The sequence below is a fragment of the Aeromonas sp. FDAARGOS 1408 genome, assembly GCF_019048665.1.
GTDB lineage: Bacteria > Pseudomonadota > Gammaproteobacteria > Enterobacterales > Aeromonadaceae > Aeromonas > Aeromonas dhakensis.
Window position 1 is genome coordinate 30,351 of the sequence record NZ_CP077394.1, and the last position, 25,787, is coordinate 56,137.

Sequence of the window (25,787 nt, forward strand, 5' to 3'; positions counted from 1 at the left end):
TTGGCTAAACAAAGGGGGCGGATTTTACCACAACGTGAGGCAGCCCCAGAAAATGAATTTTGTCACCGCGCCAAAGGGGGCCCTGTGATAGTATCCGGCTAATAAAAAGGGTAATTGCGTGATCATGAATCAAGACCAACTTTTACAACGAGCCGAACGACTCTGCGAACAACGCGGGATCCGCTTCACCCCTACCCGACGTCAGGTGTTCAGGCTGCTGGCTGCCCATGGCAATGCCATCAGCGCCTATGATTTGTTGGCCCAGTTGCAGCAGACAGAGGCCCACGCCAAGCCGCCGACCGTTTATCGGGCGCTCGATTTTCTGCTCGAACAGGGTTTTGCCCACAAGGTGGAGTCGCTCAACGCCTTCATATTCTGCTGTCACTTCGACCATGCCCACCCGATGCAGTTGCTCATCTGTGACCAGTGCGGCGAGGTGGTCGAGCTGCATGATCCGGCGATCGATGGCGCGTTTTCCGAGCAAGCCAAGTTGCATGGCTTTACTATTACCAATAAGACGATTGAGGCACATGGCCAATGTGCTCGCTGTACGCCCACTGTAGGAAGTCAACATGAAGGCTGATTTTGTAAACCCGTTCCTGCTCTCCCTGCTCAATGTGCTCTCCACCATGGCACAGCTTGAGCTCAAGCCGGGCAAACCCAAGCGCAAGATGGACGAGCTGGCGCGCGGTGATGTCTCCGGCCTCATCGGCATGGTCGGCCCGCAGACCCGGGGATCCCTCTCCATCAGCTTCGAGAAGGGGCTGGCACTGGAGATCATGCGCCGCATGCTGGGCGAGGCGCCGGCCACCATCAATGAAGAGGTGACCGACATGGTGGGCGAGATCACCAACATGGTGACCGGCGGTGCCAAGCGCATGCTGGGGGAGAAGGGGTATGAATTCGACATGGCGACTCCCATCATCGTCTCCGGTCTCAACCACACCATCACCCATCGTGCCGACGGCACCAAGATCATGATGCCGTTTGAATCAGATTACGGTCGGGCAACCATCGAAATCTGCTTCGAGTAACCCTATGTGGAAAGCGCTGAAATGGTTCTTCATCGGCTGGGCCCTGCTGCTTATCCTATCTGACATCGAGATCACCACCTCGCTCTACAAGTACGAAGACAACCGGGTGCTCGTGAATTTTCCGCGTTGGCAGGCAGCACAGCCCTGGGGAACCTTTGAGTGGCATGCCGGGCGAGTGGAGACCCACTGGTACGGACTGGCCGGCAAACCCAAACCGGATCCGCTGCTGTAACGGCAGACCCCGCCCAACGAAAGAGGCCAGCTGATGCTGGCCTCTTTCGTTATTGGCTGACGGGTCAAGCGGCTTCTGCCGCCAGCGCCTCGCGGGGGCGTTGCAGCATGCCGAGGCCGCAGGTCAGCAAGGTCGGCAGCAACCAGGCCAGCCCCTTGTCGAACAGCGGCAGGAAGGCGAACGCATCCATCTGCATGCCGGCAGCGCCCAGCCCGTCCAGGCAGCCGAACAGGAAAGCCACCAGCAGCACGGCGCGAAACGCCAGCCGTGGTCGACCGAAACGGCCCTGTGCAAAGGTGACCAGCACCAGCGCGATGGCGACCGGATAGATGGCGACCAGGATCGGAATGGAGAGGCTGATGAGCTGGCTCAGCCCGACGTTGGCCACCATGATGGAGACGCATCCCATCAGCAGTACCCACTTGCGGTATGTCCAGCCGGCCAGACCGTGGAAGTAGTCGGCGCTGGCGCAGAGCAGGCCGACCGCGCTGGTGAAGCAGGCCAGGGTAATGATGGTGGCCAGGATCAACTGACCGGAGTGGCCAAACAGGCTCAGCACGTAGGCGTTGACGATGGCGCCGCCATTGTCGACGCTGGTCACCACGCCTGCTGCGCTGTTGCCGAGGTAGAACAGGGAGATGTAGACCGCCGAGAGACCAACCGCCGAGATGAGCCCTGCGATGGTCAGGTACTTGAACTGGCTCGGGTAGTCTTCGATCCCCCTGCGTTGCAGCAGGCCGATGATGAGGGCGCCAAACATCAGGGAGCCGAGGGTATCCATGGTGTTGTACCCCTCCAGCATGCCCTTGATGAGCGGCGTATCCATATAGTCGCCGCTGGCCTCTGGCTGGGTGCCTTGCGGGTCAACCAGGACCCCGATCGCCAGGATCAGCAGCATCACCATCAAGACAGGGGTCATGTATTTGCCCACCGCATCCAGCAGCCTGCCTCGGTTCAGCGATACCAGGATCACCAGTGTGAAGAAGAGCAGGCTGTAGAGCAGCAGACCGTGCTGGCCGGCGTCACCCAACCAGGGCTTGAGCCCCATTTCATAAGCCACCAGGCCGGTACGGGGGGTGGCGAAGGCCGGCCCCATGATGATGTAGATGGCAATGGCCAGCGCCGTGGCTGCCCAGGTCGGCAGATGGCGGGTCATCGCCGTCCAGCCACTGCTGCCCTGTCCGGCGCTGCCTCTGGCAACGGCGACCAGGGTCAGCAGAGGCAGACCCACCGCCGTCAGCAGAAAACCGACCATGGCGGCCAGCAGATGCTCACCGGCCATGAAGCCGGCCAGCGGTGGAAAAATGATGTTGCCTGCCCCTAGATAGAACGCAAACGTCATAAAACCCAGTCCGAATATGTCGGACAACTTCAGTGATTTCGTCAAACCTGACCTCATCTGCCTTATCAGCTTGTTCTTGTTGATTGCACCCACTGCCTGGCAGATAACCGGATAACAATGCTTCCCTCTCCTGTGCCATCGGAAGATTGTCACAGGAGTACCGTCTTGAGCATAAAGAAGAGATATTTGATCTCAATCACACATTAATATCTTGAAACAATTTAGTTGGCCAGAATAAATCACCGATAGAACTGCAGTTGGCGGAAGCGAGAGGGCAGAGCGGGAAAGGGCGTGTCTGCATGGCATAGCTGACGGGAAACCATGCCGGGCGAGATGGCACACAAACAAAAGAGCCTGCACAAGGCAGGCTCTTTGACATGGGCGGGAGCGAAATCAGGCGGCTTCGGCAGCCAATTTCTCGCCGGAGCGTACCAGCATCCCGAGGCCACAGGCCAGCAGAGTCGGCAGCAACCAGGCCAGGCCCTTGTCGAACAGCGGCAGGAAGGCGAAGGCATCCATCTTCATGCCGGCGGCACCCAGGCCGTCCAGGCAGCCAAACAGGAAGGCAACCATCAATACGCCACGGAACACCAGGCGCGGGCGACCGAAGTAACCCTTCAGGAAGGTGACCAGTACCAGCGCAACCGCAACCGGGTAGATGGCGACCAGCACCGGGATGGAGAGGCTGATGAGCTGGCTCAGACCCACGTTGGCCACTACGGCGCAGATGACGCCCAGCAAGACCACCAGCTTCTTGTAGCTCATGCCGGTGAGGTTGTGGAAGAAGTCCGAGCAGGCGGAGATCAGACCCACGGCGGTGGTGAAGCAGGCCAGGGTGATGATGGCGGCCAGGATGAACTGACCCGGCTGGCCGAACAGGCTCAGTACGTAGGCGTTGACGATGGCGCCGCCGTTGCTGACGTCGGTGGCGACGCCGGCAGCCGTATTGCCCAGCTGGAACAGGGAGACATAGACCACGGAGAGGCCGATGGCGGAGATGATGCCGGCGATGGCCAGGTACTTGAACTGGCTACGGTAGTCCTGGATGCCTTTCTGGCGCAGCAGGTCGACGATCAGGGCACCGAACATCAGGGACGCCAGGGTGTCCATAGTGTTGTAGCCTTCCAGGATCCCTTTCACGAAGGGGCCGTTCTGATAGTCACCGGAAGAGACGGGCATGGAGCCTTGCGGCGCCACGAATACACCGATGGCCAGAGTCAGTAGCAACAGCATCAGCAGCGGAGTCAGGTATTTGCCGATGGCGTCCATCAGCTTGCCCTGATTCAGAGAGACCAGAATGGCCACCCCGAAGAACAGCACTGTGTAGGCAAACAGGCCGGCTTGGCCCATGTCGCCGATGAAGGGTTTGAGGCCCATCTCGTAGGCCACCAGACCGGTACGGGGGGCGGCGAAGGCCGGGCCGATGATGATGTAGATGGCGACGGCCAGTGCGGTGGCCACGCCGGCCGGCAGCAGCTTGGTCATGCCGGCCCAGCCGTTGCCGGCCTTGGCGACGGCAATGATGGTGATGAGGGGCAGACCCACGGCGGTCACCAGGAAGCCCAGCATGGCCAGAGAGAGGTGCTCACCCGCCATGTAGCCGGCCAGCGGCGGGAAGATGATGTTACCGGCGCCCAGATAGAACGCGAAGGTCATGAAGCCCAGTCCGAGCACGTCGGACAATGTGAGTGATTTCGTCAAGTTCAACCTCGTCTGTCTTGTAAACTATTGCTTGTTATAGTTTTTTATTGGTCGGTGACCGGCGTTGTTCAGGGGTAAAAAAAAGGAGCCCCGCTTGTTTTTTCATCGTAACCAGTGGTTTGAGCTGGTCTGGAGCGGGCGCTCGTTTAGGAGTCAGCATAATGGCGTGAAAAAATAGTTCAAGACGAAATTTACATCTTCAAATAGAAGGGGCTGGTCAGTTGGATATATCTGTCGGAATAGGTTCCCTCAGCAGAATGGATCACAATTTCACCCCTATCACACCTGTTTAATCCTCTGCCAAGTAGCAATAAAACACGATTTGCCTCTTTTCCCGCCCTGGTGATAACAGCTGTATAACAAACGGCATGCAGATCATAATCCGCCGAAATGCATAAAATTTCATCGGCCATGACCGTCGGCACGACCAGTGCGACCTGACCATCGGGGGTCAGCAAGCGGTCGCAGGCGGCCAGCAGAGCATGGCTGTCGAGGGCGCCGGTATGGCGGGCCATCGCCCTGGCCGGATCGCGAAATGACTGGCCCGCCCCGAAGTAGGGGGGGTTGGCGACGATGAGATCGTAAGGGTCGGCCTGATACCCCTGAATGGCGCTCTCTATGATGGTGACCCGCCGCGGCCAGGGGGAGGCGGCTGCGTTCTCGCGGGCCTGCTGCGCCGCATGCTTATCCAGCTCCACCGCATCGATGCGGCAATCGGCGTGGCTGCGTTGGGCCAGCATCAGGGCGATGAGGCCGCTGCCGGTGCCAATGTCGAGGATCCGGCGGGCCTTGCCGAGCGGTGCCCAGGCGCCCAGCAGAATGCCGTCGGTGCCCACCTTCATGGCGCAGCGATCGTGCTCGACGTGAAACTGTTTGAAGGTAAAACCGCTGTTTCGTGCCATCCGACTCCCGTCCTGTACCCGCCTCGCAGAAAATGGTCGGCGATTATAGCGGCTAAGGCACAGTCACCATAGGAGCCGACGACATAATCGCCTATAATCTGCCGTTTCCTTAATGACCGAGTATTGCCATGAGCCAGTCCTTTGATGATTTCGACCTGAATCCAGCCCTCAACCGGGCCTTGGCCGAGATGGGTTTCACCCGCCCCACCACCATCCAGCAGATGGTGCTGGAGCCAGCCCTGGACGGCCGCGATATTCTGGCATCCGCCCCGACCGGCACCGGCAAGACCGCCGCCTTCCTGTTGCCGGCGCTCCAGCATCTGCTGGACTTCCCGCGCCGCAAGCCGGGCCCCTGCCGCATGCTGGTGCTGACCCCGACCCGCGAGCTGGCGCTGCAGGTGACCGCTCACGCCAAGGCGCTGGCTGCCCACACCAATCTCAGCATCGAGACCATCATTGGCGGCGTCAGCCACGAAGAGCAGCTGCCGGCCCTGACCAAGACCACCGACATCGTGGTGGCCACCCCGGGTCGTCTGCTCGAGTACATCGAGAAAGAGGAGTTCGAGAGCCACGACATCGAGGTGCTGGTGCTGGATGAAGCGGATCGCATGCTGGACATGGGCTTCATCAAGGACGTGAACCGCATCGTCGAAGAGGCGCGCTATCGCAAGCACACCATGCTCTTCTCTGCCACCCTGGAAGGGGCAGGCCTCGAGAAGTTCGCCAGCGAGATCCTCAAGGAGCCGGTGGAGCTGCACGCCGAGCCGCCGCGCAGCGAGCGTCGCCCCATCACCCAGTGGGTTCACTTGGCCGACGACGCTGCCCACAAGCTGGCGCTGCTGGTGCACATCCTGAAGAACCCGGAAACCCAGAAGGCCATCATCTTCGTCAAGACCCGCGAGCGGCTGGCGGAGCTCTCCGGCCAGCTGCAGGCGGCGGGCGTGCCCTGCGCCTGGATCCGTGGCGAGATGGAGCAGGCCAAGCGCATCGAGTCGATCCGCAAGTTCCATGAAGGGGAGGTGCCCTTCCTCATCGCCACCGACGTTGCCGCCCGCGGCATCGACCTGCCGAATGTCAGCCATGTAATCAACTACGACATGCCTTATGGCGCCGATGTTTACGTTCACCGTATCGGCCGTACCGGCCGCGCCGGCAACCGCGGTTGTGCCATCAGCCTGGTGGAGGCCCACGACATGGCCATGGTGGCCAAGATCGAACGCTACACCGAAGAGCGCCTCAAGCGTCGGGTGATCGACGAGCTGCGTCCCAAGCACAAGGAGGCGCGGGTGCCGGTGAAGAAGAAAAAGCCGAAGGACGACAAGAAGAAGTCTGCCAAGAAGAAAAAGAAGTAAGCCTGCCCGCCACAACGGCCATCCCCGGATGGCCGTTGTGCTTTTTGGCGTTTGATGGGTCAGATGTCGGGCAGAAAAAAGCCGACGCATAAACGTCGGCCAATAAAAAGTGCTTACAACAGAGGATTCACCTATTCAGACTGGAGGATCCTGAAATTGGTTCCCTCGGGTCGTAATTAATTTTCAGCGCGTTTGAACATCAGGGTGTTGGCATCGGACTCTTCCGGTACGAAGCAGTAGCCATCGGTGTTGAACCCGGTCAGCTGTTCCACCTTGGTGAGTCGGTGCTTGATGATGTGACGGGCCATCATGCCGCGCGCCTTCTTGGCGTAGAAGCTGATGATCTTGAACTGGCCGTTCTTCTCGTCCTTGAACACCGGCGTGATGATGCGCCCCTGCAGGGCCTTGGGGCGTACCGACTTGAAGTACTCGTCGGAGGCGAGATTGATCAGCACCTCGTCCCCCTGGGCGGCCAGCGCCTTGTTCAGGTGTTGGGTGATGATGTCGCCCCAGAACTGGTAGAGATCCTTGCCGCGCGCGTTGTCGAGCCGAATGCCCATCTCCAGCCGGTAGGGCATCATCAGATCGAGCGGACGCAGCACCCCGTAGAGGCCAGAGAGCATGCGCAGGTGGGCCTGGGCGAAGTCGAGATCCGCCTCGCTGAAATCTTCCACCGCCAGCCCCGTGTAGACATCTCCCTTGAAGGCCAGCAGTGCCTGACGGGCGTTGGCCGGGGTGAAGTCGGGTTGCCAGTCGGCAAAACGGGCGGCGTTGAGGCCGGCCAGCTTGTCGCTGATCTTCATCAGGCTGGCGATCTGGTCCGGGCTCAACTGGCGGGCGCGGCCGATCAGTTCGGCGGAGTGGTCCAGCAGCTCGGGTTGAGTGAAACGGGAAGTCACCAGCGGCGACTCGTAGTCCAGCGTCTTGGCCGGGGAAACCACAATCAGCATAACGATCCTTTATAGCGGTGACGCACGCCCCTCATTCATCCAGGGTGACGTTGTCGAGTGTGCCTGAACCCAGCTGCTCTCGGCCCGACAGCTTGATCAGCAGTCGCAGGTCGTTGGCGGAGTCGGCATGGGCAAGGGCCTCACTGTAGCCAATTTGGCCGGCACAGAACAGGGCGAACAGCGCCTGATCGAAGGTCTGCATGCCGAGTTCGGTGGACTTGGTCATCACCTCCTTGAGCCGGTGCATCTCCCCCTTGCGGATGATGTCGGTGATGAGCGGGGTGTTGAGCAACACCTCGAAGGCGGCAAAACGACGCCGTCCATCCGGGCTGGGCAGCAGTTGTTGGGCCACGATGGCACGCAGGTTGAAGGAGAGGTCGAACAGGAACTGGCGGTGTTTCTCCTGGGGCACCAGGTGCAAGATGCGATCCAGAGCCTGGTTGGCGTTGTTGGCATGCAGGGTGGCGAGGCAGAGGTGACCGGTCTCGGCAAACTGCAGGGCAAACTCCATGGTCTCCTGGCTGCGGATTTCGCCGATCAGGATCACGTCCGGCGCCTGGCGCAGCGAGCTCTTCAGTGCCACATCGAACGATGCTGTGTCTATGCCCACCTCGCGCTGGGTGATCAGGCTGCGGCCGTGCTGATGCACGAACTCCACCGGATCTTCCACCGTCAGGATGTGGCCGTCCACATGCTGGTTGCGATAGCCGATCATGGCCGCCTGGGTGGTGGACTTGCCGGCGCCGGTGGCACCGACGAACAGCACCAGTCCGCGCTTGGCCAGGGCTATCTCCTGCAATATGGGGGGCAGTGCCAGCTCGTCGAAGGTGGGGATGCGGGTCTCGATGCGGCGCAGCACCATGCCCGGTAGCTCCTGCTGCCAGAAGGCGCTGACCCGAAAGCGGCCAAGCTCCTCGCGGTGGATGGCGTAGTTGGCCTCCTTGGTGCGCAGGTAGCGTTCGAAGTGCTCCGGGCTCAGGGTCTCCTTCACCAGCGCCAGTGCCCTTGCCTTGTCGAGGGGCGCTTCTGCCAGCGACTGCAGGTGGCCATTGACCTTGAGGGTCGGCGGCGTGCCGACCGTGATGAACAGATCCGAGCCTTTGCGGGCGACCAGCTCGGTCAGCAGGGCATCCAGATTCATAACGACTCCTTCCCTAGATTCGTCGTGGTTAGATGGTGTTGGGATCGACCGCCTTGGCCTTGGCATCCAGCGCCGCCACCATGCCGCGGCTCACCAGCTGCTTGAGGCTCTGATCCATGGTCTGCATGCCGTGGGTCATCCCGGTCTGGATCACCGAGTAGAGCTGGGCGATCTTGTCCTCCCGGATGAGGTTTCGCACGGCAGGAATACCCATCATGATCTCGTGAGCCGCTACCCGGCCGCCGCCGATGCGCTTGAGCAGGGTCTGGGAGATGACCGCCCGCAACGATTCGGAGAGCATGGAGCGCACCATGTCTTTTTCCGCACCGGGGAAGACGTCGATGATCCGGTCTATGGTCTTGGCCGCCGACGAGGTGTGCAGGGTGCCGAACACCAGGTGACCGGTCTCGGCCGCGGTCATGGCCAGACGAATGGTTTCCAGATCGCGCATCTCGCCCACCAGTATGATGTCCGGGTCTTCCCGCAGCGCCGAGCGCAGGGCGTTGCTGAAGCTCTTGGTGTCGCGGTGCACTTCCCGCTGGTTTACCAGGCAGCGTTTGTTTTCGTGCACGAATTCGATGGGATCCTCGATGGTGAGGATGTGGTGATGGAAGTTCTCGTTGATGTAGTTGACCATGGCCGCCAAGGTAGTGGACTTGCCCGAACCGGTCGGACCGGTCACCAGCACCAGGCCGCGGGGGTATTCGGCAATCTTGCGAAAGATCTCCGGGGCATCCAGATCTTCCAGGCTCAGCACAGTGCTGGGGATGGTCCGAAATACCGCGCCGGAGCCGCGCGCCTGCTGGAAGGCGTTGACCCGGAAGCGGGCCAGGTTCGGCACCTCGAATGAGAAGTCCACCTCGAAGTTCTCTTCCAGTTCCTTGCGCTGGTGGTCGTTCATGATGTCATAGATGAGGGCGTGTACTTCCCGGTGCTCCAGGGCGGGCAAATTGATCTTGCGAACCTCGCCATCAACCCTGATCATCGGGGGAACCCCGGCCGAGAGGTGTAGATCCGAGGCTTTATGTTTTACACTGAAAGCCAATAACTCTGTGATATCCATAGATTTGTCATTCTCCCATCACAAGATCACGAACGAAACATGAGCCAGATTGCCGAGCACCTGCTTCAGGTAAAGGAACGTATTGTACAAGCCGCCAGCCGGGCTGGCCGACGCGGCGATCACATCCAGCTGCTGGCGGTCAGCAAGACCAAACCGCTGGAGGCCGTTTGCGAGGCCTATGCCGCCGGTCAACGCCGCTTCGGCGAATCCTACGCCCAGGAAGCGGCCACCAAGATAGATACCCTGCGTGAGCAAGGGGCCTGTACAGACATAGAGTGGCACTTTATCGGCCCGCTGCAATCGAACAAGTCCAAGCTGGTGGCCGAGCGGTTCGACTGGGTACAGAGCGTGGACAGAGAGAAGCTGATCGAACGCCTCAACAACCAGCGCCCGACCGGGCTCGCGCCGCTAAATGTCTGTCTGCAAATCAATATTAGCGGAGAGAGCAGTAAATCCGGAACGTCGGAACAAGAGATTTTCCGTCTGGCCGAGCTGGTCTCCCGCTGCGAGCGGCTGCGGCTGCGCGGTCTGATGGCCATTCCGGAGCATACCAGCGACGAGGCGGTACTGGCCGCCCAGATGGTGCGCATGCAGACTCTGTTCACCGAGCTTGCGCGACAATACCCGGGCGTGGACACCCTCTCGATGGGGATGACCGAGGATCTCGAACTGGCGATCGGCCACGGCAGCACCATGGTGCGGGTCGGTACCGCCATCTTCGGTGCCCGCGACTATTCATGAGCAGGAGCCCGTGATGCGGTGCATACGGGCTCTGCTTTCTTCAGATCACAGGAGTGTTTGATGCAGTACAGAACCCTCGCCTTTATCGGGGCAGGCAACATGAGCCGCAGCATCATTGCCGGTCTGGTCCAAGCGGGCTACCCGGCCGACCGGATCATTGCCGCCAACCCAAGCCGGCCCAAGCTGGATGCGCTGGCCGGCGACTACGGCATTCGCGTCACCCAGGACAACGCCGAGGCGGCCCGGGCGGCTGAAGTCATCGTGCTGGCGGTCAAGCCGCAGCTGATGGCGGCCATGCTGAGCGCGCTGGTGGCACAGCTGGGCACGCTGGAGGGCAAGCTGCTCGTCTCCATCGCCGCCGGCATCAAGGTGGCACGGCTGGCGGAGATGGCGGGCGGCCACGGCCGGATCATCCGCACCATGCCGAACACCCCCTCTCTGCTGGGGCTGGGCATGACCGGGTTGTACGCCCCGCCCGGCATCGAGCAGGCCGATCGTGAGCTGGCCGAGCAGATGATGCAGGCGGTGGGCAAAACCCTCTGGGTGGAGCAGGAGTCCGGCATCAACGGCGTCATCGCCGCGGCCGGCAGTGCGCCTGCCTACTTCTTCCTGTTCATGCAGGCCATCGCCGAGGAGGCCGAGGCCATGGGCTTCTCCCCCGAGCAGGCTCGTCTGCTGGTGCAGCAGACCGCCCTTGGCGCGGCTGCCATGGTCGAGCAGAATCCCGAGCTGTCGCTGCAGACCCTGCGCGAGCAGGTGACCAGCAAGGGCGGCACCACCGCCGAGGCGATCAAGACTTTCCAGCAGCAGGGGCTGATGCCGCTGACTGCGCAAGCCATGCAGGCGGCCGTTGCCCGGGCCGGCGAAATGGAAACCCTGTTCTGAACCCGATTTTCGTTACTCTCAGTTGCAACCTGGAGCCCAGATGAACACTGCTTACTTTCTGATTAATACGATTTTTGACCTCTATCTCATGGTGGTGCTGTTGCGCGTCTGGTTGCAGTGGGCCCGTGCCGACTTCTACAACCCCATGAGCCAGATGGTGGTCAAGCTGACCAATCCGCTGGTGGTGCCGCTGCGCCGGGTCATTCCCGGGCTGGGCGGGCTGGATCTGGCCTCGGTGCTGCTGGCGCTGCTGATCGCCTTCGCCAAGCTGGCGCTGCTCAAGAGTATGAACGTGCTGCTGGCCGACTGGCTCACCCTTAGCCTGTTTGCCGCCCTCACCGTGCTGAAGAAGGCCGGCTCCATGATCTTCTGGGTGCTGCTGATCCGCGCCATCCTGAGCTGGGTCAGCCAGGGTCGCAACCCCATCGAGTACGTGATGCACCAGCTGACCGAGCCCTTCCTGGCCCCTATCCGTCGCATTCTGCCGGCGCTGGGCGGGCTGGATCTCTCCGTGCTGGTCGCCTTTATCGGGCTGCAGGCCATAAACTATCTGTTGGGGGATCTGTTCGGCCAGCTGTGGTGGATGATTTGATGGCAGCCGTCCTGCGGGAAGGGGATGAGCTGGTATTGCATCTGATGATCCAGCCCAAGGCGAGTCGGGATCAGATCGTCGGATTGCACGGAGAAGAGTTGAAAGTGGCCATCACGGCGCCGCCGGTGGATGGTCAGGCCAACAGCCACTTGATCAAGTATCTGGCCAAGCAGTTCAAGGTGGCCAAGGGGCAGGTTCGCATCGTGCGGGGGGAGCTGGGACGGCACAAGACGGTCGCCATCGAGGCGCCCAGGCAGATCCCCGCCGAGGTCAGTGCCCTGCTGGACAATCAGGGTTAACACGAGAAGGATGACACCATGAAAACAGCCTGGATAAGCTGCCTGCTGGCACTGTTGCTGACCTTGCCCCTGCGGGCCGAACAGATGAAGGAGCTGGGCCCCTGGCAGGTGCACTACAGCGCCTTCAACTCCAGCTTCCTCACCCCCGAGGTGGCCAAGGCCTATGGCCTGGAGCGCAGTCGCTACAACGGCATCGTCAACATCGCGGTGCAGAACAAGCAGGGGGTGGCCCAGGCGGTGGGGATCACCGGCGAGGCCAAGAACCTCACTGGCACCATCCGCAACCTGACCTTCCAGGAGGTCAAGGAGGGCAACGCCATCTACTATCTGGCGGTGCTGCCCTATCGCAACGAGGATACCTACCAGTTCACCCTGAAGATCATGGGGGAGGGGCAGCAGCAGACGCTGACCTTCCAGCAGACCTTCTACGTCGACTGATGCCGGCACCCACCTTGCTCTGAAAAAAAGCCCCGAACGCAGGTTCGGGGCTTTTTTATGACGTTATGACGGCGAGTCGGTCGGCGGGGTGAAGTCGTGGATCTCCCCCAGTCGCGGGGTGAAGCGAGGATCCTGATCCCGGTTGTGTTCCACCCACTCCATGGCCTGGCAGAAGCTCTCCCGCTTCGAGAATTCGCTGCGCACCTGATCGATGGCCCGCTCCGCGCTGCGCCGCTCCATCTTGCTGGCCTTGCGGTCGCTGAACTGTTGCTGCTGGGCCAGCATCCATTCGGTGAAGGCCTGGCGGCACTGTGTTTCGCTGGCCGCCTGGGCGGGCAGGGTCAGCAGCAGAGAGATCATCAATACAAAACGCATAACAAACCGGTGATTGAGGGGGTGGTTGCCTGAAAGGGCGGCATTTTATGCCGAAAACTTGAGCATGAACAGGGGGCGATGGCAGAAGATTGGGGCCGGCATGGCCGGCCCCGGGCAGGATCAGTGCTTGACCAGGTAGAGCTGGCGGCTGTAGGCCACGTCTTCCGGATTGTTGATGGGGTAGCCCTTGAGCCAGGGCTTGATCAGCCGGGCGTTGGTGTACTGATAGATGGGGGCGATTGGCGCCTCCTCCTGCAGTACGGCCTCGGCCTCATCGAACAGGTGGGCCCGTTCACGGGGATCCTGACTGTTGGCCGCCTTGGCCAGCAGGGCATCGTAGCCGGCGTTGGCGAAGCGGGCCATGTTGCCGCTGTGGTGGGAGCCCCACAGGCCGAGGAAGGCTGATGGATCGTTGTAATCGGCCACCCAGGAGGAGCGGATCACCTCGAACTGGCCGCTCTGACGGCTGTCGAGATAGCTCTTCCACTCCTGATTGGTGAGTTCGACCTGGGCCCCCAGCTTCTGTTTCCACAGGTTGGCGATGGCCAGCGCCATCTTCTTGTGCACCTCGGCCGTGTTGTAGAGCAGGGTCAGCTTGAGCGGGTTGGCCGGGCCGTAGCCCGCCTCCTTGAGCAGGGTTCTGGCCTTGTCGTCGAGGACCTGCTGGTTGCTGCTGGAGAGCAGGTTGGCCTTGGGCTCGAAGCCGGCGACCACGTCCGGGGTGAAGTGATAGGCCGGTTTCTCACCGGTGCCCAGGATCTTGTTGGCGATGAGGCCCCGATCGATGGTGTAGGAGAGCGCCTTGCGCACCCGCACATCGTTGAGGGGGGCGCGCTGGGTGTTGAAGGCGTAGTAGTAGGTGCCGAGCTGATCCGGGGTATAGACCTCACCCGGGATCTGCTGCATCAGCTTGTGATACTGCTCCTTGGGGAAGGACTCGGTGATGTGCAGGTCGCCTGCCAGGTAGCGGTTGGTGGCCGCACTCTCCTGGTTGATGGGCACGAAGGTGACCTTGGTCAGCACGGTATGGGCACGATCCCAGTAGTAGGGGTTGGGGGTCAGCTCCAGCTTCTCGTTAACCACCCGGTGACTGAGCACGAAGGCCCCGTTGCCGACCAGCTTGCCAGGCTGAGTCCACTGGCTGCCGTATTGCTCCATGCTGGCGCGATGCAGCGGCGACAGGCTGGGGTGGGTCAGCAGGCTCAGGAAGTAGGGCACCGGCTGGGAGAGGGTCACCTGCAGGGTGTGCTGGTCGAGGGCCTTCACGCCGAGTTCCTCGGGGGCCAGCTTGCCGGCCACTATGTCGTCCACCTTGTCGAAGCGGGCCAGCTGGGCGAACCAGGCAAAGGTGGCGGCCTCTTTGGGATCGACCAGTTTGCGCCAGCCGTAGACAAAGTCGGCGGCCTGCACGGGATCGCCATTGGACCAGCGGGCGTCCGGACGCAGATGGAAGGTGAAGCGCTGATTGCCCTGGTTGTCCCAGCTGGCGGCCACCCCGGGCAGCACCTTGCCGTCCGGCCCCTGGGTCAGCAACCCCTCGTAGAGATCCCGCAGCACCTGCAGTTCGGGCAGGCCGACCAGCTTGAGCGGACTCAGGCTCGCCGGTTCGTCTTTCAGATGACGCACGACGGCCTGTTCGGCGGCGAGCTGGGTGCCGGGCGGGACATCGGCAGCCTGGACACAGGCACTGCCCAGCAGGGCCAGCAGGAGACTCCATCCTTTCATGGTTAATCCTTCAAATAGTGTGAAGCGGGGAGAAAACTCGGCGAGAAGTGATCGCCGACAGACGGGAAATCATGATATCCCGTTTGCTGGTCAGACCGCCAGCATGAGTCCCTCGGCAGGGGACGTTGACTCCCAATCCGGGGAGAGGAGCAAGCGATGAGAACATGGATCCTTTTGGCCCTGGCCATCAGTCAGGGGGCCTGGGCGCTGGCGCCGTGCGAGCGGCAGAGCAAGGTCGGCAGCTGGTGCGAGGTAAATATCGCCGCGCTGCACCCCACCCAGGGAGGCGTGGGCCAGATCCAGGTCGACAACACCCAGGCCGAGCTGACGGGCAAGAGCGCAAAACAGCTCGACAAGATGATGAAAAAGAAAGAGATCCCCATCGTCATCGCGCCCGATGGCGGCTACTGGCTGGTGGACAGGCACCATCTGACCAAGGCGCTGTGGCAACTCGGGGTGAAGCAGGTTCGGGTCAAGGTGATCGCCAGGCTGCAGGACAAGGCCAGCTTCTGGAGCCAGATGCAGGGCAATCATTGGGCCTGGCTCAAGGACGAGCAGGGGAGGCCTCTCACGCCGGAACAGTTGCCGAGCCGCATCGACTTGCTACCCGACTATCCCTATCGCACCCTGGCCGGGTTGCTGCAGGATGCGGGCTATTTCGACAAGCGGGAGCAGGTCTACTTCGTCGAGTTCGCCTGGGCCAGCTGGCTTGGCCGGCAGATGGACTGGCTGCCGATTGACAGCGCCAACCTGGCGGATCGCCTCTATCAGGCCAAGCGGCTGGCGTGCAGCAACAAGGCGGCCGATCTGCCCGGCTATCCCGGCAAGCAGTGCGGGGTCAATCCGCCCGATAGCGACAACTGAGTGACAGGATGAAAGCGGGGGGCCATGGCCCCCCGCTGCATCATGGTCGGGTATCGCCCCAGCGGGCGGCAGCCTGTTCCAGCAGGGCCACCTCGCCTTGCTGGATCAGTGGCAGCAGGGCCTGCACCTGTTCATCTGGCCACTCCCACCAGGCCAGCGCCTGCAAACGGGCAATCTCGTCCTCAGCAAAGCGCATCCTGATAACCTTGGCCGGCGTACCGGCCACCATGGCATAGGGCGGCACATCCTGATTGACCAGGGCACGTGCCGCTATGATGGCGCCATCGCCGATGGTGACCCCCGGCATGATCATGGCGTCCATGCCGAGCCAGACATCGTTGCCGATGCGGGTGTCGCCGGCCGGGCGGTAGCTGCGCCGGAGCGCCTCTACATCTGAAAACGGATAGGTGCTGATGAAGGCCGTGTTGTGGGTCTGGTTGCCACCCATGATGATCTTCACCCCGGCGGCTATTTGTACATAGTCGCCGATATGGAGCTGATCGATGTGCCAGAGCGGCTCCCAGCCGGTCTCCGGGCTGCGGCTGAAACGGTCGCCGTGCAGATAGCGCACGACATGCTCTTCAAAGGGGCCGTCCCAGGCGCCGGAGTAGTAGCTGTGCCGTCCCTTGAGATGGATGTTGGGGTTGCTCACCGTCAGATGCAGGTACTCGACCTGCGACCAGTGTTGGCAGGGTTTCATGGCTGTTTCCTCGTTCAAATGGATAGGGGTGGATGACGCGAGGAGCGCAGCTAATAGATCCAGACCAGCAGGCGGGGCACGCACAGGGTCGAGCAGCCCAGCGCCTGGGGTAAACGGGGTCGCAGCATGGGAAGAGGGATCCTGAAAGATGAGTGCCCATGGTAAGCCATGCCGGGGCGGGAGCCAAGCCGTGCACCGCCAGCTGGTCAAAACCTGCACAAAATATCGGGTTGATATTCATTCTCAACTGGGCATGATAAAAGTCCCACCCATCAACCTGGGAGATCGGCATGACCCATCAAATCTGGCAGCGTTACATGCTGGAGGCTGAAAATGCGCTGGGCGCCGGCGCGCTCGGCACCGCCATCTGCCTCTATCAACAGGCCCTCGCCGAGGTGTATGAACTGAGTGACGGCGATCTGGATGAACTGGCCAGCATGCGGGTGGCAACCTGCCACCGGCTGGCCGATTTCTGGCGCGCCATGGAGGAGCCGGCCTACGAGCTGCGCTACCTCAAGCTGGCCTCCGAGCTGGTCACTGCGCTGGTGCCCCAGTGTCCGAACCGGGAGTGTGAATCCCTCATCAGCGAACTGGGCTGCTGCCGGGCGGCGCTGCTCTCTTTCCTCAAGCGCCACCCCAATCCCGATATCGCCCGTCTGATCCAGTTGCAGGATCAGGTGCAGGGCTGCGAGCTGATCGGCCGTTTTCGCCTCAACTGAGGATCATTTACGGCCCTTGAGGCGCTGGGCGATCCGCATCTGCGCCTCTTCCCCCTGCAGGGCGAGGGAGAAGGCGCGCGCCTCCAGATCGATGACGAAGTGCACCGCCTGCCTGAGCTCTTGTTTGAGCAGCGCCTTGCTCTTTTGCAGCGCCCCGGGCGCTTTGGCCGCCAGCTTCAGACCCTGCTCCCTGGCAAAGGGGAGCAGGGCTTCGGCCGTCAGCACCCGGTTGGCGAGCCCGAGCCGCAGCGCCTCGTCGGCATCGATGGCTTCGGCCAGCAGCAACAGCTCCGCTGCCTTCAGGTGACCCACGCTGCGCGGCAGCAGCAGGCTTGAGGCAAACTCCGGCACCAGCCCCAGCTCGACGAAGGGCAGTTGCAGACGGGCATTGTCGGCCAGATAGACCAGATCGCAGTGCAGCAGCAGGGTAGTGCCGATGCCGACCGCGGCGCCGCCGACCGCGGCGATCACCGGTTTGGGGAAGTCGGCCAGGGTATGCAGAAATTGCAGGATGGGGTCGTCGGGATCCAGTCCCGTCTTGCCCATGAAGTCTGCCAGATCATTGCCGGCGGTGAAGCAGTCTGGCTGTCCCTGAATGAGCAGGGCATGGATGGCGTCATCCGCCGTCGCTTGCCGCAATGCCTCGGTGAGCGCACGATACATGGCGGTATTGAGGGCGTTGCGCTTGTCGGGGCGATTGAGGGTCAAGGTGAGCAAGCCATCCTGCTGCTCGGCAATGATAATGGGGTCCATGTCTAAATCCTTGTTATTGCTGGCTGTCAAAGGCTTACCGCTGCGGTAAGCTTTGTTGCGTTTAACAACATCATAAAAGGATTTCAACCATGTTTAAACGTGCGTTCTATTCCCTGCTGGCCCTGGGACTGGCCGCTCCCGCCTTGGCCAAGGTCGAGGCCGTCGACGGTTATGTGCGCCTGCTGCCGCCGGGCTCGCCCAATACCGCCGCCTTCCTGGTGCTGAAGAACGATGCCGATCAGCCGGTCAAGCTGGTGGCCGCCGCCTCGCCCGAGGTGGGCCGTGCCGAGCTGCACACTCATCTGCACGAGAACGGCGTGATGAGGATGCGCCAGGTCGAGAGCATAGAGGTGCCGGCCAAGGGTGAAGTGGCGCTCAAGCCCGGCAGTTTCCACATCATGCTGTTCGAGGTGCGCGAGCTCTCCCAGGGCACCCCTTTCCCGCTGACGCTGACGATGGATGATGGCCAGCAGCTGGAGCTGAGCCTGCCGGTGAAGCCGGTTGAACCCATGGCGGGCATGCAGCACTGACATTAATGGACGCTTGTTCAGCTTTTTACACTGTGTATTCCCGTCGCTCTGGGTAAAATGATGGCCTTTCCAGTCCAACAAGAGAGTAACGTGATGAAGAAGACCTTGATTGCCGGTTGTGTGCTGGCCCTGTTCAGCCAGGCTGCCATGGCTGCCGATGACTGGCGTTTTGCCGCCGGTGCCGATGTATGGAATGCCCAGGGCAGCGGCCAGATCAACGGTGTCGGAGCCAACGGCAGCTACGACGAAAACTACAACTGGAGCGGCTACCTGCAACTGGAGCACGGTATCATCCTGCTGCCCAACGCCAAGTTCGAGATCTCCGATTTCGGCACCAGCGGCGGCGCCCTCAACAACGATCTGATGGCCTATGACCTGAGCCTCTACTATCGCCTGTTCAACAACGATCTGTTCCAGATCGACCTGGGTCTGACCGGTCGTCGCTACGATGGCGATTTCAACACCCAGCACTACTCCTATGACAAGGACGTGCTGATGGCCTACACCGGCGCCGAACTGCGCATCCCGGGTACCGGCTTTGCCGCCTTCGGCGATGCCCGCGTGCAGGATGCCGACAACTACGACTACCGTCTGGGTGGCTCCTACAAGTTCGCGACCGTACCGCTCAAGGTGCGTGCCGGCTGGCGTGATGCGAGCATGGACTTCGATCGCGTTGACCAGCGGGTAGACGGCTGGTTCATCGGCGGCGAGTTCACCTTCTAAATACTGGCAATCTCTGGTGACGATGCCCTCATCATCCCGATGGCGGCATCCGGCGAGGAACGAACATGGGTCATATCATAGTGACGGGGGCGGGGTCCGGCTTGGGCCGCGCCTTGACCATAGGTCTGGTTGAACGGGGCCATCAGGTTTCCATGATGGGGCGTCGTTATCAGAAGCTGCAGGAGCAGGAAGCCTTGCTCGGCAAGGCGGTGATCGGCATTGCCGCCGATCTGGCGCACCATGAGGAAGTGGATGTCGCCTTTGCCGCCGCGGTGGAGTGGGGCGGCCTGCCCGAGCTGGTGCTGCATTGCGCCGGCGTGGGCGAGTTCGGCCCGGTCGGCGTCTATACCGCCGAGCAGATCCGCCGGGTGGTGGAGAGCAATCTCATCTCCACCATTCTGGTGGCCCAGCAGACGGTGCGCCTCATCGGCGACAAGGGCGGGGTGCTGGCCAACGTGCTCTCTTCCGCCGCCCAGGTGGGCAAGGCCAACGAGAGCCTCTACTGCGCCTCCAAATGGGGGATGCGCGGCTTTCTCGAATCCTTGCGGGCCGAGCTTAAGGGCTCGCCGCTGCGGCTGGTGAACCTCTATCCGAGCGGGATCCGCAGTGAATTCTGGGACAACTCGGATCACGTGGACAGCAGCGGCTTCATGACCCCGGAAGATGCCGCCGCCTACATGCTGGATGCACTGGAAGCCAGAAGCAGCTGCCACGTGACCGATCTCTTTATCGGTCGCAATCCCTGACAAAAGGCCGCCGTCATCCGGTTGCCATCGTCAGAAGACAGAAACAAAAAGCGCGCCATCGGCGCGCTTTTTTTATACCAGCGAGGGGCGGGATTAACGGCCCAGCTTGGCCTTGAGCATGGCGACGATGTCGCTGATGGCCACTTCCTGCTTCTCGCCGGTGCGGCGGCACTTGTATTCCACCACGCCGTTGTCCATGCCGCGCTCGCCGATGACGATGCCGTGCGGCACGCCCAGCAGCTCCATGTCGGCGAACATCACGCCCGGACGCTCTTTACGGTCGTCGAACAGCACGTCGACACCGGCGGCCTTCAGCTCGGCATAGAACTGCTCGGCCAGCTCGGCAACGCGCACGGACTTGTGCATGTTCATCGGCACGATGGCCACTTCGAACGGGGCGATGGCGTCCGGCCAGATGATGCCGTACTGGTCGTTGTTCTGCTCGATGGCGGCAGCCACCAGGCGGGAAACCCCGATGCCGTAGCAACCCATCTCCATGGTGACGGACTTGCCGCCTTCGTTCAGCACGCTCGCCTTCATGGCTTCGGAGTACTTGGTACCCAGCTGGAAGATGTGGCCCACTTCGATGCCGCGTTTGAGCAGCAGCTTGCCCTGGCCACACGGGCTCGGGTCGCCTTCCACCACGTTGCGCAGGTCGGCAACCTCAAAAGTGGCGATGTCGCGATCCCAGTTGGCACCGGTCAGGTGGAAGCCGGTCTCATTGGCGCCGCAAACGAAGTCAGCCAGGTGGGCGGCGCTGCGATCGGCGATGATGCGACCGGCAAAGCCGACCGGGCCGATGGAGCCTGCGTCGCAACCGGCGGCTGCCTTGATCTGCTCGTCGTTGGCGAAGGTCAGCGGGTTGGCGACACCCGGCAGCTTCTCGGCCTTGATTTCGTTCAGCTCGTGGTCGCCACGCAGCACCAGCGCGATGACGGCCTGGTTGCCGTGCTCGTCCGCTTCGCCCAGCACCAGCAGGGTCTTGGCGATGGCGCTCGGGGCCACGCTCAGGAAGGCGGCCACTTCGTCGATAGTGTGGACGTTCGGTGTCGCAACCTTGGTCAGGGCTGCGGTGGCAGCGGCGCGCTCGCCAGCCGGCGCCAGCGCCTCGGCCATCTCGATGTTGGCGGCGTAATCGGAGCTGTCGGAGAAGGCGATCAGGTCTTCACCGCTCTCGGCCAGCACCTGGAATTCGTGGGAGCCGGTACCACCGATGGAGCCGGTATCGGCCTGCACCGGACGGAAGTTCAGACCCATGCGGGTGAAGGCCTTGCAGTAGGCGGCGTGCATCTTCTCGTAGGTGTCGACCAGGGAGGCCTTGTCGATGTGGAAGGAGTAGGCGTCCTTCATCAGGAACTCGCGGCCACGCATCACGCCGAAACGGGGGCGAACTTCGTCGCGGAACTTGGTCTGGATCTGGTACAGATTCAGCGGCAGCTGCTTGTAGCTGTTCACTTCGTAACGGATCAGCGCGGTGATCACCTCTTCGTGGGTCGGGCCCAGCACGAAGGGACGGTTGTGACGGTCGGTCAGACGGCACAGCTCGGGACCGTAGTCATCCCAGCGGCCGGACTCCTGCCACAGCTCGGCGGGTTGTACCACCGGCATGGAGACTTCGATGGCACCAGCATTGTTCATCTCTTCGCGAACAATGTTCTCGATTTTTTTCAGAACCCGCAGACCGGACGGCAGCCAGGCATACATGCCGGAGGCCAGTTTGCGGATCATGCCGGCGCGCAGCATCAGCTGATGGCTGATGATCTCGGCGTCGGACGGGGTTTCCTTGAGAGTGGAAAGCAGATATTGGCTGGTACGCATCGCGGTAGACCTTAGCTAAGACGGGCGGCGGGGCCCTGGATAATTTCAAGAGCGGAATTTTAACAGGACGGGCCCTGCGGCCCAAGGGCTAAATTCGTACGACGGGGGAAGCGGGGGCATCGCCCCCGCTGCGGTCAGACCCGAAATTGCGACAGCAACCGCTGTTGCAGCAGGCTGGCCTGATGGAGAGAGGAGGCGAGTTGCAGACACTCCTGCGCCTCCTGCTCGCCAGTCTGGGCCTGCTTGCTGATGCCGGAGACCTTGTCCGAGGTGTGGCTCAGGGTATGGGAGAGCTGGCCGGTGGCGTCCGCCACCTGCTGTACCATGTCCGCCAGGTGGTCGATGGCGCCTTCCACCTTGAATAGGATCTGCTTGGTGTTGTCGGAATCCGCCATGCCCGACTCCACCGTCTTCAGGTTGCGCTGCATCATCAGGTAGGCGGTTTCGGTCTGCTGCTGGATACTGTTGATCACCTCGTTGATCTCGGCGCTGGAGGAGGCGGTGCGATTGGCCAGGGTGCGCACCTCGTCGGCCACCACCGCAAAGCCGCGGCCCATCTCGCCGGCCCGGGCGGCCTCGATGGCGGCGTTGAGCGCCAGCAGATTGGTCTGCTCGGAAATGCCGCTGATGGTGGAGATGATCTGGCCTATCTGACTGGCCTGCTCCTTGAGGGCGTTGATGGCGGTGGCGCATTCGCCCACCTCCATCACCACCCGCTGCATGCCCGCGCTGGCGGAGGAGACATACTGACTGCTCTCGGTGGTGAGCTGGCGCACCTCGTTGGCATTTTGTGCCGCCAGGCTGCAGTTGTCCGAGATGGTGGTGGCCACCTGCACCATCTGCTCGCTGTCATGGTGCAGCGCCTGGGCATGTTCGGCCGTCTGGCGGCTGCTCTGGCTGATGGCCTGAACCCGGTTGACCGAGGTGTGCACGTGCTCGCTGATGTGCTGGTTGTTGTCCATGGTGGAGCTGATCATCTTCTGCAGCTTCTCGATGAAGCGATCCACGCTGCCGGCCAGCGAGCCGATTTCGTCGTCACGCCTGAGGTTGATGCGGGCGTTGAGATCCCCTTCACCGGCTGCGATGTCCTGCATGCGCCGATTGACTTGCAGCAGGGGCCGCACGATGGCGCGCACCAGCCAGAAGCCGCACAGGGTCACGATCAGCAGGCTGAACAGCAGGCCGCCCAGGATCAGACTCTTGGTATGGTTGATGATGGCGTTGAGCTGACCCACCTGATCCTCGACCGTGGCATCGCCCTTGGCCTCCACCTCGACCAGCAATTTCTTGAGCTGATCGGCGCTGCGCTCATAGCTGGTCAGCTGGCGTTGATACTCGCCAAGGGCCGCCATCCACTGCACCATCAATTGCTGAACCTCGGTTTCCTGCGCCCGATACTGGGTTGCCAGCGACTGGCCGGCAAACTCCCCCTCAGCGGGCACATCAAACAGTCCGCTGGCCAGCATGGCGTCGACCGCCTCCCGGTAGAAGCGGGTCGCCTCCTCCATCTCGCTCTGGATGGCGGGGGTGAGCCCTTCGCTCTGCATCTTCTCCAGCGCATAGAGCTGACGCAGGAAACCTATGTTGGCCTCCATGCCGCCATCGGCCGCATGCCAGCGGGTTGCCAGGCCGCCATTCCAGCTGATGGCCTGATCCGGTGACTGGGTGAGGCTCTCGACCGCGCCATCACCCACCACCTCGAGCTGGGTCGAGAGGCGGGACATGCGTTCAGAACTGGCGCGCAGCGCCTGATCAAGGCGGGTAAACGTCTGGTAGAGCGCCAGCAGCTGTTCCTGCTGCTGCTGGTAGACCTGATGCTGCTGGTTCATGGTGTTGATGGCGGCGTCATCGATGAGCCGACCTTCGCCCACCCGGCGCATGGCGTCGGCGGTGGCGGTTCTGGCCTGCTGCAGCTCCTGCTCGTCGAGGGACATGCCTCTGAGCATCTTCTGGATGTAGAGCGACTGGTTGCCGAGCTCGATGGAGCCCTCCATGGCGCCGTCTGCAGTCTGCCAGGCGGCACCCAGCACATAGGAGAGCAGATCCGCCAGCCGCTGGCTGCCATACCAGCCGACGACGCCCATGCCCAGCGTGCAGCTGAGCAGAATGGCCAGCCCCAGGTTCGATGTGGTGACGATTTTCATGATTAAGGACCTTCCTTGGCTCCAAACAAACCCAATTTAGTGTTTTATCAGTGGCAACAAAATGCCATGCCAGATGGAAAATAAAGTTGTTGCCCGGCTCGGATCCAAGCATGGCTTGGAACGCGCGAGTGTGCTGAAAATCCGCTGCGGTCCAGCCGCCCTATGCTGGATACTTATCCAGTTATTCTTTATGCTATGAGCCAATTTACAGATAGCTGGTTTGGCGAGGAGAGAGCCGTGATTGGTCGCTTGAGAGGCGTAGTCATTGAGAAACAACCCCCCGAGGTATTGCTGGAGGTCGGGGGCGTGGGCTATGAGGTGCACATGCCCATGAGCTGCTTCTATGATCTGCCCGAGATCGGCAAGGAAGCGGTCATTCACACCCACTTCGTGGTGCGGGAAGACGCCCAGCTGCTGTACGGCTTCAATCACAAGCAGGAGCGGGCGCTGTTTCGCGAGCTGATCAAGACCAACGGGGTCGGCCCCAAGCTGGCGCTGGCCATTCTCTCCGGCATGACTGCCACCCAGTTCGTGCTGAGTGTCGAGCGCGAGGAGATAAGCTCCCTGGTCAAGTTGCCAGGGGTTGGCAAGAAGACTGCCGAGCGGCTGGTGGTGGAGATGAAGGACAGGCTCAAGGGGTGGGTCAGCCACGATCTCTTCTCGCCGGCCGAGATCACCCTGCCCGCGAAGGAGAGTGCCCTGTGGGCGCCGGATTCGAGCGAAGAGGCCGCCAGTGCGCTGGTAGCACTCGGTTACAAGCCGCAGCAGGCCAGCCAGATCGTCAGCAAGGTGGCGGTGGATGGCATGTCGGTGGAAGATATCATCCGTGAAGCGCTGCGCAGCCTGGTGTGAGGTAGAGAATGATTGAAGCGGATCGCCTCATTTCCGCCGCTGGCGGGCGTGAGGAAGAAGTCATCGATCGGGCCATCCGGCCCAAGCTGCTGGCCGATTACACCGGCCAGGATCCGGTCTGCGAACAGATGGAGATCTTCATCGCGGCGGCGCGCCAGCGCGGCGAGGCGCTCGATCACCTGTTGATCTTCGGCCCGCCCGGGCTTGGCAAGACCACGCTCGCCAACATAGTGGCCAACGAGATGGGGGTCAACATCAAGACCACCTCCGGCCCCGTGCTGGAGAAGGCTGGCGATCTGGCGGCGCTGCTCACCAACCTCGAGCCGAACGACGTGCTGTTCATCGACGAGATCCACCGCCTCAGCCCTGTGGTGGAGGAGGTGCTCTACCCGGCGATGGAGGATTACCAGCTCGACATCATGATCGGGGAGGGGCCGGCGGCGCGCTCCATCAAGCTCGACCTGCCCCCCTTCACCCTGATCGGCGCGACGACCCGGGCCGGCTCTCTCACCAGCCCGCTGCGGGATCGCTTCGGTATCGTGCAGCGCCTCGAGTTCTACAACGTCAGGGATCTGACCGACATCGTCGCCCGCAGCGCCCGCTGCCTCGGGCTCGACATGACGGAAGACGGCGCGCTGGAGGTGGCGCGTCGCTCGCGCGGGACGCCGCGAATTGCTAACCGTTTGTTGCGCCGGGTACGGGATTTTGCCCAGGTGAAATCCGATGGCCGGATTGACGGACCCATAGCGGCCCGAGCCATGGACATGCTGGACGTGGATAACGAAGGGTTCGACTTCATGGACCGCAAGCTATTGTTGGCTGTCATAGACAAGTTTCTGGGGGGGCCGGTGGGGCTCGACAACCTGGCTGCGGCCATCGGCGAGGAGAAGGACACCATCGAAGATGTGCTCGAACCCTATCTGATCCAGCAGGGCTTCCTGCAACGTACACCCAGAGGGCGGATCGCGACACCAAGAGCTTATGCGCATTTTGGCCTGCAACGGCCAGATGAAGGGTAAAAACAGCTGATTGAACAAAAAACCGCCTTCAAGGGCGGTTTTTTGTTATCCGGGCAAAAAAAAGCCCACTGCGGATGCGGTGGGCAAAGACAATTCAGGATGGATGTTCACAGACAGTGAGTGCGTCTGGAGACAGACCGGTAAAAA

At 61.7% G+C, this 25,787-nt stretch carries 28 protein-coding genes; 16 read left to right on the plus strand and 12 right to left on the minus strand.

Features of this window, described 5'->3' with window-relative positions:
• The first annotated feature begins 124 nt into the window (after window positions 1–124).
• The 3 genes from zur to I6L38_RS00170 are packed head-to-tail and all read left to right on the plus strand — an operon-like array spanning window position 125 to window position 1,266.
• Window positions 125–583 carry a zinc uptake transcriptional repressor Zur gene (gene zur / locus I6L38_RS00160; RefSeq protein WP_005305041.1) on the plus strand — a complete coding sequence of 153 codons (459 nt, stop codon included), beginning with the start codon at window positions 125–127 and terminating at the stop codon, window positions 581–583.
• On the plus strand, window positions 573–1,034 hold the full coding sequence (locus I6L38_RS00165; RefSeq protein WP_005305039.1) for a chemotaxis protein CheX: 462 nt from the start codon (window positions 573–575) through the stop codon (window positions 1,032–1,034). The genes zur and I6L38_RS00165 overlap by 11 nt, the downstream gene beginning before the upstream one ends.
• A 4-nt stretch (window positions 1,035–1,038) precedes the next feature.
• On the plus strand, window positions 1,039–1,266 hold the full coding sequence (locus I6L38_RS00170; protein WP_005305036.1) for a hypothetical protein: 228 nt from the start codon (window positions 1,039–1,041) through the stop codon (window positions 1,264–1,266).
• A 64-nt stretch (window positions 1,267–1,330) separates the two neighbouring features.
• Here the strand turns inward: I6L38_RS00170 and brnQ (I6L38_RS00175) are convergent, their stop codons facing one another.
• The 3 genes from brnQ (I6L38_RS00175) to I6L38_RS00185 form a co-directional block, all read right to left on the minus strand.
• Complete coding sequence (gene brnQ, locus I6L38_RS00175; protein ID WP_052248734.1) at window positions 1,331–2,608, minus strand: branched-chain amino acid transport system II carrier protein; 1,278 nt, start codon at window positions 2,606–2,608, stop codon at window positions 1,331–1,333.
• 393 nt (window positions 2,609–3,001) lie between these two features.
• A complete protein-coding gene (brnQ, locus tag I6L38_RS00180; protein ID WP_005305030.1) occupies window positions 3,002–4,309 on the minus strand; it encodes a branched-chain amino acid transport system II carrier protein in 1,308 nt (435 codons plus the stop codon).
• 191 nt (window positions 4,310–4,500) lie between these two features.
• Window positions 4,501–5,211 (minus strand): tRNA1(Val) (adenine(37)-N6)-methyltransferase, encoded by a 711-nt coding sequence (locus I6L38_RS00185; protein ID WP_043171430.1) that lies wholly within the window; start codon window positions 5,209–5,211, stop codon window positions 4,501–4,503.
• 128 nt (window positions 5,212–5,339) lie between these two features.
• On the opposite strand from I6L38_RS00185, the gene srmB reads away from it, so the two are divergent.
• Window positions 5,340–6,563, plus strand: a complete 1,224-nt coding sequence (srmB, locus tag I6L38_RS00190) for an ATP-dependent RNA helicase SrmB (protein WP_010636177.1) — start codon at window positions 5,340–5,342, stop codon at window positions 6,561–6,563.
• Window positions 6,564–6,739: 176 nt separating this feature from the next.
• On the opposite strand, the gene yaaA is transcribed toward srmB, so the two are convergent.
• Genes yaaA through tapT form a run of 3 tightly spaced genes read right to left on the minus strand, consistent with a single transcriptional unit; the run spans window position 6,740 to window position 9,717 of the window.
• Window positions 6,740–7,513 (minus strand): peroxide stress protein YaaA, encoded by a 774-nt coding sequence (gene yaaA / locus I6L38_RS00195; protein WP_043171429.1) that lies wholly within the window; start codon window positions 7,511–7,513, stop codon window positions 6,740–6,742.
• Between the two features lie 31 nt (window positions 7,514–7,544).
• On the minus strand, window positions 7,545–8,654 hold the full coding sequence (gene tapU, locus I6L38_RS00200; protein ID WP_010636179.1) for a type IVa pilus ATPase TapU: 1,110 nt from the start codon (window positions 8,652–8,654) through the stop codon (window positions 7,545–7,547).
• A 28-nt stretch (window positions 8,655–8,682) separates the two neighbouring features.
• Window positions 8,683–9,717 carry a type IVa pilus ATPase TapT gene (gene tapT, locus I6L38_RS00205; RefSeq protein WP_005305010.1) on the minus strand — a complete coding sequence of 345 codons (1,035 nt, stop codon included), beginning with the start codon at window positions 9,715–9,717 and terminating at the stop codon, window positions 8,683–8,685.
• A gap of 39 nt (window positions 9,718–9,756) precedes the next feature.
• Here tapT and I6L38_RS00210 point away from each other — a divergent pair, with 39 nt between their 5' ends.
• The 5 genes from I6L38_RS00210 to I6L38_RS00230 are packed head-to-tail and all read left to right on the plus strand — an operon-like array spanning window position 9,757 to window position 12,672.
• Entirely contained in the window at window positions 9,757–10,458 is a 702-nt protein-coding gene (locus tag I6L38_RS00210; protein ID WP_010636180.1) for a YggS family pyridoxal phosphate-dependent enzyme, read from the plus strand.
• Between the two features lie 60 nt (window positions 10,459–10,518).
• On the plus strand, window positions 10,519–11,343 hold the full coding sequence (gene proC / locus I6L38_RS00215; protein ID WP_010636181.1) for a pyrroline-5-carboxylate reductase: 825 nt from the start codon (window positions 10,519–10,521) through the stop codon (window positions 11,341–11,343).
• Window positions 11,344–11,383: 40 nt separating this feature from the next.
• Window positions 11,384–11,935, plus strand: a complete 552-nt coding sequence (locus I6L38_RS00220; protein WP_005305000.1) for a YggT family protein — start codon at window positions 11,384–11,386, stop codon at window positions 11,933–11,935.
• Window positions 11,935–12,234, plus strand: coding sequence for a DUF167 family protein YggU (gene yggU / locus I6L38_RS00225; protein WP_005304998.1), 300 nt, complete (start codon window positions 11,935–11,937; stop codon window positions 12,232–12,234). The genes I6L38_RS00220 and yggU overlap by 1 nt, the downstream gene beginning before the upstream one ends.
• Before the next feature lie 18 nt (window positions 12,235–12,252).
• Window positions 12,253–12,672, plus strand: coding sequence for a DUF4426 domain-containing protein (locus I6L38_RS00230; RefSeq protein WP_005304995.1), 420 nt, complete (start codon window positions 12,253–12,255; stop codon window positions 12,670–12,672).
• Window positions 12,673–12,735: 63 nt separating this feature from the next.
• Here the strand turns inward: I6L38_RS00230 and I6L38_RS00235 are convergent, their stop codons facing one another.
• Both I6L38_RS00235 and I6L38_RS00240 read right to left on the minus strand, forming a co-directional pair.
• On the minus strand, window positions 12,736–13,047 hold the full coding sequence (locus tag I6L38_RS00235; RefSeq protein WP_005304992.1) for a hypothetical protein: 312 nt from the start codon (window positions 13,045–13,047) through the stop codon (window positions 12,736–12,738).
• Window positions 13,048–13,167: 120 nt separating this feature from the next.
• The gene (locus I6L38_RS00240) at window positions 13,168–14,772 is read right to left on the minus strand and encodes an ABC transporter substrate-binding protein (RefSeq protein WP_215270303.1); all 1,605 of its coding nucleotides are present in this window, start codon (window positions 14,770–14,772) and stop codon (window positions 13,168–13,170) included.
• 156 nt (window positions 14,773–14,928) lie between these two features.
• Between I6L38_RS00240 and I6L38_RS00245 the strand changes: the two genes are divergently transcribed.
• Window positions 14,929–15,636, plus strand: a complete 708-nt coding sequence (locus I6L38_RS00245) for a ParB-like protein (RefSeq protein ID WP_043171425.1) — start codon at window positions 14,929–14,931, stop codon at window positions 15,634–15,636.
• 40 nt (window positions 15,637–15,676) lie between these two features.
• Here the strand turns inward: I6L38_RS00245 and I6L38_RS00250 are convergent, their stop codons facing one another.
• The gene (locus tag I6L38_RS00250) at window positions 15,677–16,336 is read right to left on the minus strand and encodes a CatB-related O-acetyltransferase (protein ID WP_019838900.1); all 660 of its coding nucleotides are present in this window, start codon (window positions 16,334–16,336) and stop codon (window positions 15,677–15,679) included.
• Window positions 16,337–16,626: 290 nt separating this feature from the next.
• Between I6L38_RS00250 and I6L38_RS00255 the strand changes: the two genes are divergently transcribed.
• Entirely contained in the window at window positions 16,627–17,055 is a 429-nt protein-coding gene (locus tag I6L38_RS00255) for a DUF2753 family protein (RefSeq protein WP_005304979.1), read from the plus strand.
• Window positions 17,056–17,058: 3 nt separating this feature from the next.
• Here the strand turns inward: I6L38_RS00255 and I6L38_RS00260 are convergent, their stop codons facing one another.
• Entirely contained in the window at window positions 17,059–17,808 is a 750-nt protein-coding gene (locus I6L38_RS00260; protein WP_043171424.1) for an enoyl-CoA hydratase-related protein, read from the minus strand.
• Window positions 17,809–17,897: 89 nt separating this feature from the next.
• Between I6L38_RS00260 and I6L38_RS00265 the strand changes: the two genes are divergently transcribed.
• The 3 genes from I6L38_RS00265 (at window position 17,898) to I6L38_RS00275 (ending at window position 19,807) form a co-directional block, all read left to right on the plus strand.
• On the plus strand, window positions 17,898–18,338 hold the full coding sequence (locus I6L38_RS00265) for a copper chaperone PCu(A)C (RefSeq protein WP_010636187.1): 441 nt from the start codon (window positions 17,898–17,900) through the stop codon (window positions 18,336–18,338).
• A gap of 93 nt (window positions 18,339–18,431) precedes the next feature.
• Entirely contained in the window at window positions 18,432–19,061 is a 630-nt protein-coding gene (locus I6L38_RS00270) for a TIGR04219 family outer membrane beta-barrel protein (RefSeq protein ID WP_010636188.1), read from the plus strand.
• A gap of 65 nt (window positions 19,062–19,126) precedes the next feature.
• Entirely contained in the window at window positions 19,127–19,807 is a 681-nt protein-coding gene (locus tag I6L38_RS00275; RefSeq protein ID WP_005304962.1) for an SDR family oxidoreductase, read from the plus strand.
• Between the two features lie 93 nt (window positions 19,808–19,900).
• Here I6L38_RS00275 and I6L38_RS00280 read toward each other — a convergent pair whose 3' ends face one another.
• Window positions 19,901–21,625, minus strand: coding sequence for a proline--tRNA ligase (locus tag I6L38_RS00280; protein ID WP_043171423.1), 1,725 nt, complete (start codon window positions 21,623–21,625; stop codon window positions 19,901–19,903).
• A 134-nt stretch (window positions 21,626–21,759) separates the two neighbouring features.
• Complete coding sequence (locus I6L38_RS00285) at window positions 21,760–23,769, minus strand: methyl-accepting chemotaxis protein (RefSeq protein WP_216988986.1); 2,010 nt, start codon at window positions 23,767–23,769, stop codon at window positions 21,760–21,762.
• A 237-nt stretch (window positions 23,770–24,006) separates the two neighbouring features.
• Between I6L38_RS00285 and ruvA the strand changes: the two genes are divergently transcribed.
• Together ruvA and ruvB are read left to right on the plus strand one after the other, a co-directional pair.
• Window positions 24,007–24,621, plus strand: a complete 615-nt coding sequence (ruvA, locus tag I6L38_RS00290; RefSeq protein ID WP_043171421.1) for a Holliday junction branch migration protein RuvA — start codon at window positions 24,007–24,009, stop codon at window positions 24,619–24,621.
• An 8-nt stretch (window positions 24,622–24,629) separates the two neighbouring features.
• The gene (gene ruvB / locus I6L38_RS00295) at window positions 24,630–25,640 is read left to right on the plus strand and encodes a Holliday junction branch migration DNA helicase RuvB (RefSeq protein ID WP_005304949.1); all 1,011 of its coding nucleotides are present in this window, start codon (window positions 24,630–24,632) and stop codon (window positions 25,638–25,640) included.
• Window positions 25,641–25,787: the final 147 nt, after the last annotated feature.

Coding starts and splice junctions, on each gene's coding strand:
- zur (WP_005305041.1), top strand. CDS start 125: ATGAATCAAGACCAACTTTTACAACGAGCCGAACGACTCTGCGAACAA.
- I6L38_RS00165 (WP_005305039.1), top strand. CDS start 573: ATGAAGGCTGATTTTGTAAACCCGTTCCTGCTCTCCCTGCTCAATGTG.
- I6L38_RS00170 (WP_005305036.1), top strand. CDS start 1,039: ATGTGGAAAGCGCTGAAATGGTTCTTCATCGGCTGGGCCCTGCTGCTT.
- brnQ (WP_052248734.1), bottom strand. CDS start 2,608: ATGACGTTTGCGTTCTATCTAGGGGCAGGCAACATCATTTTTCCACCG.
- I6L38_RS00185 (WP_043171430.1), bottom strand. CDS start 5,211: ATGGCACGAAACAGCGGTTTTACCTTCAAACAGTTTCACGTCGAGCAC.
- srmB (WP_010636177.1), top strand. CDS start 5,340: ATGAGCCAGTCCTTTGATGATTTCGACCTGAATCCAGCCCTCAACCGG.
- yaaA (WP_043171429.1), bottom strand. CDS start 7,513: ATGCTGATTGTGGTTTCCCCGGCCAAGACGCTGGACTACGAGTCGCCG.
- tapU (WP_010636179.1), bottom strand. CDS start 8,654: ATGAATCTGGATGCCCTGCTGACCGAGCTGGTCGCCCGCAAAGGCTCG.
- tapT (WP_005305010.1), bottom strand. CDS start 9,717: ATGGATATCACAGAGTTATTGGCTTTCAGTGTAAAACATAAAGCCTCG.
- I6L38_RS00210 (WP_010636180.1), top strand. CDS start 9,757: ATGAGCCAGATTGCCGAGCACCTGCTTCAGGTAAAGGAACGTATTGTA.
- proC (WP_010636181.1), top strand. CDS start 10,519: ATGCAGTACAGAACCCTCGCCTTTATCGGGGCAGGCAACATGAGCCGC.
- I6L38_RS00220 (WP_005305000.1), top strand. CDS start 11,384: ATGAACACTGCTTACTTTCTGATTAATACGATTTTTGACCTCTATCTC.
- yggU (WP_005304998.1), top strand. CDS start 11,935: ATGGCAGCCGTCCTGCGGGAAGGGGATGAGCTGGTATTGCATCTGATG.
- I6L38_RS00230 (WP_005304995.1), top strand. CDS start 12,253: ATGAAAACAGCCTGGATAAGCTGCCTGCTGGCACTGTTGCTGACCTTG.
- I6L38_RS00235 (WP_005304992.1), bottom strand. CDS start 13,047: ATGCGTTTTGTATTGATGATCTCTCTGCTGCTGACCCTGCCCGCCCAG.
- I6L38_RS00240 (WP_215270303.1), bottom strand. CDS start 14,772: ATGAAAGGATGGAGTCTCCTGCTGGCCCTGCTGGGCAGTGCCTGTGTC.
- I6L38_RS00245 (WP_043171425.1), top strand. CDS start 14,929: ATGAGAACATGGATCCTTTTGGCCCTGGCCATCAGTCAGGGGGCCTGG.
- I6L38_RS00250 (WP_019838900.1), bottom strand. CDS start 16,336: ATGAAACCCTGCCAACACTGGTCGCAGGTCGAGTACCTGCATCTGACG.
- I6L38_RS00255 (WP_005304979.1), top strand. CDS start 16,627: ATGACCCATCAAATCTGGCAGCGTTACATGCTGGAGGCTGAAAATGCG.
- I6L38_RS00260 (WP_043171424.1), bottom strand. CDS start 17,808: ATGGACCCCATTATCATTGCCGAGCAGCAGGATGGCTTGCTCACCTTG.
- I6L38_RS00265 (WP_010636187.1), top strand. CDS start 17,898: ATGTTTAAACGTGCGTTCTATTCCCTGCTGGCCCTGGGACTGGCCGCT.
- I6L38_RS00270 (WP_010636188.1), top strand. CDS start 18,432: ATGAAGAAGACCTTGATTGCCGGTTGTGTGCTGGCCCTGTTCAGCCAG.
- I6L38_RS00275 (WP_005304962.1), top strand. CDS start 19,127: ATGGGTCATATCATAGTGACGGGGGCGGGGTCCGGCTTGGGCCGCGCC.
- I6L38_RS00280 (WP_043171423.1), bottom strand. CDS start 21,625: ATGCGTACCAGCCAATATCTGCTTTCCACTCTCAAGGAAACCCCGTCC.
- I6L38_RS00285 (WP_216988986.1), bottom strand. CDS start 23,769: ATGAAAATCGTCACCACATCGAACCTGGGGCTGGCCATTCTGCTCAGC.
- ruvB (WP_005304949.1), top strand. CDS start 24,630: ATGATTGAAGCGGATCGCCTCATTTCCGCCGCTGGCGGGCGTGAGGAA.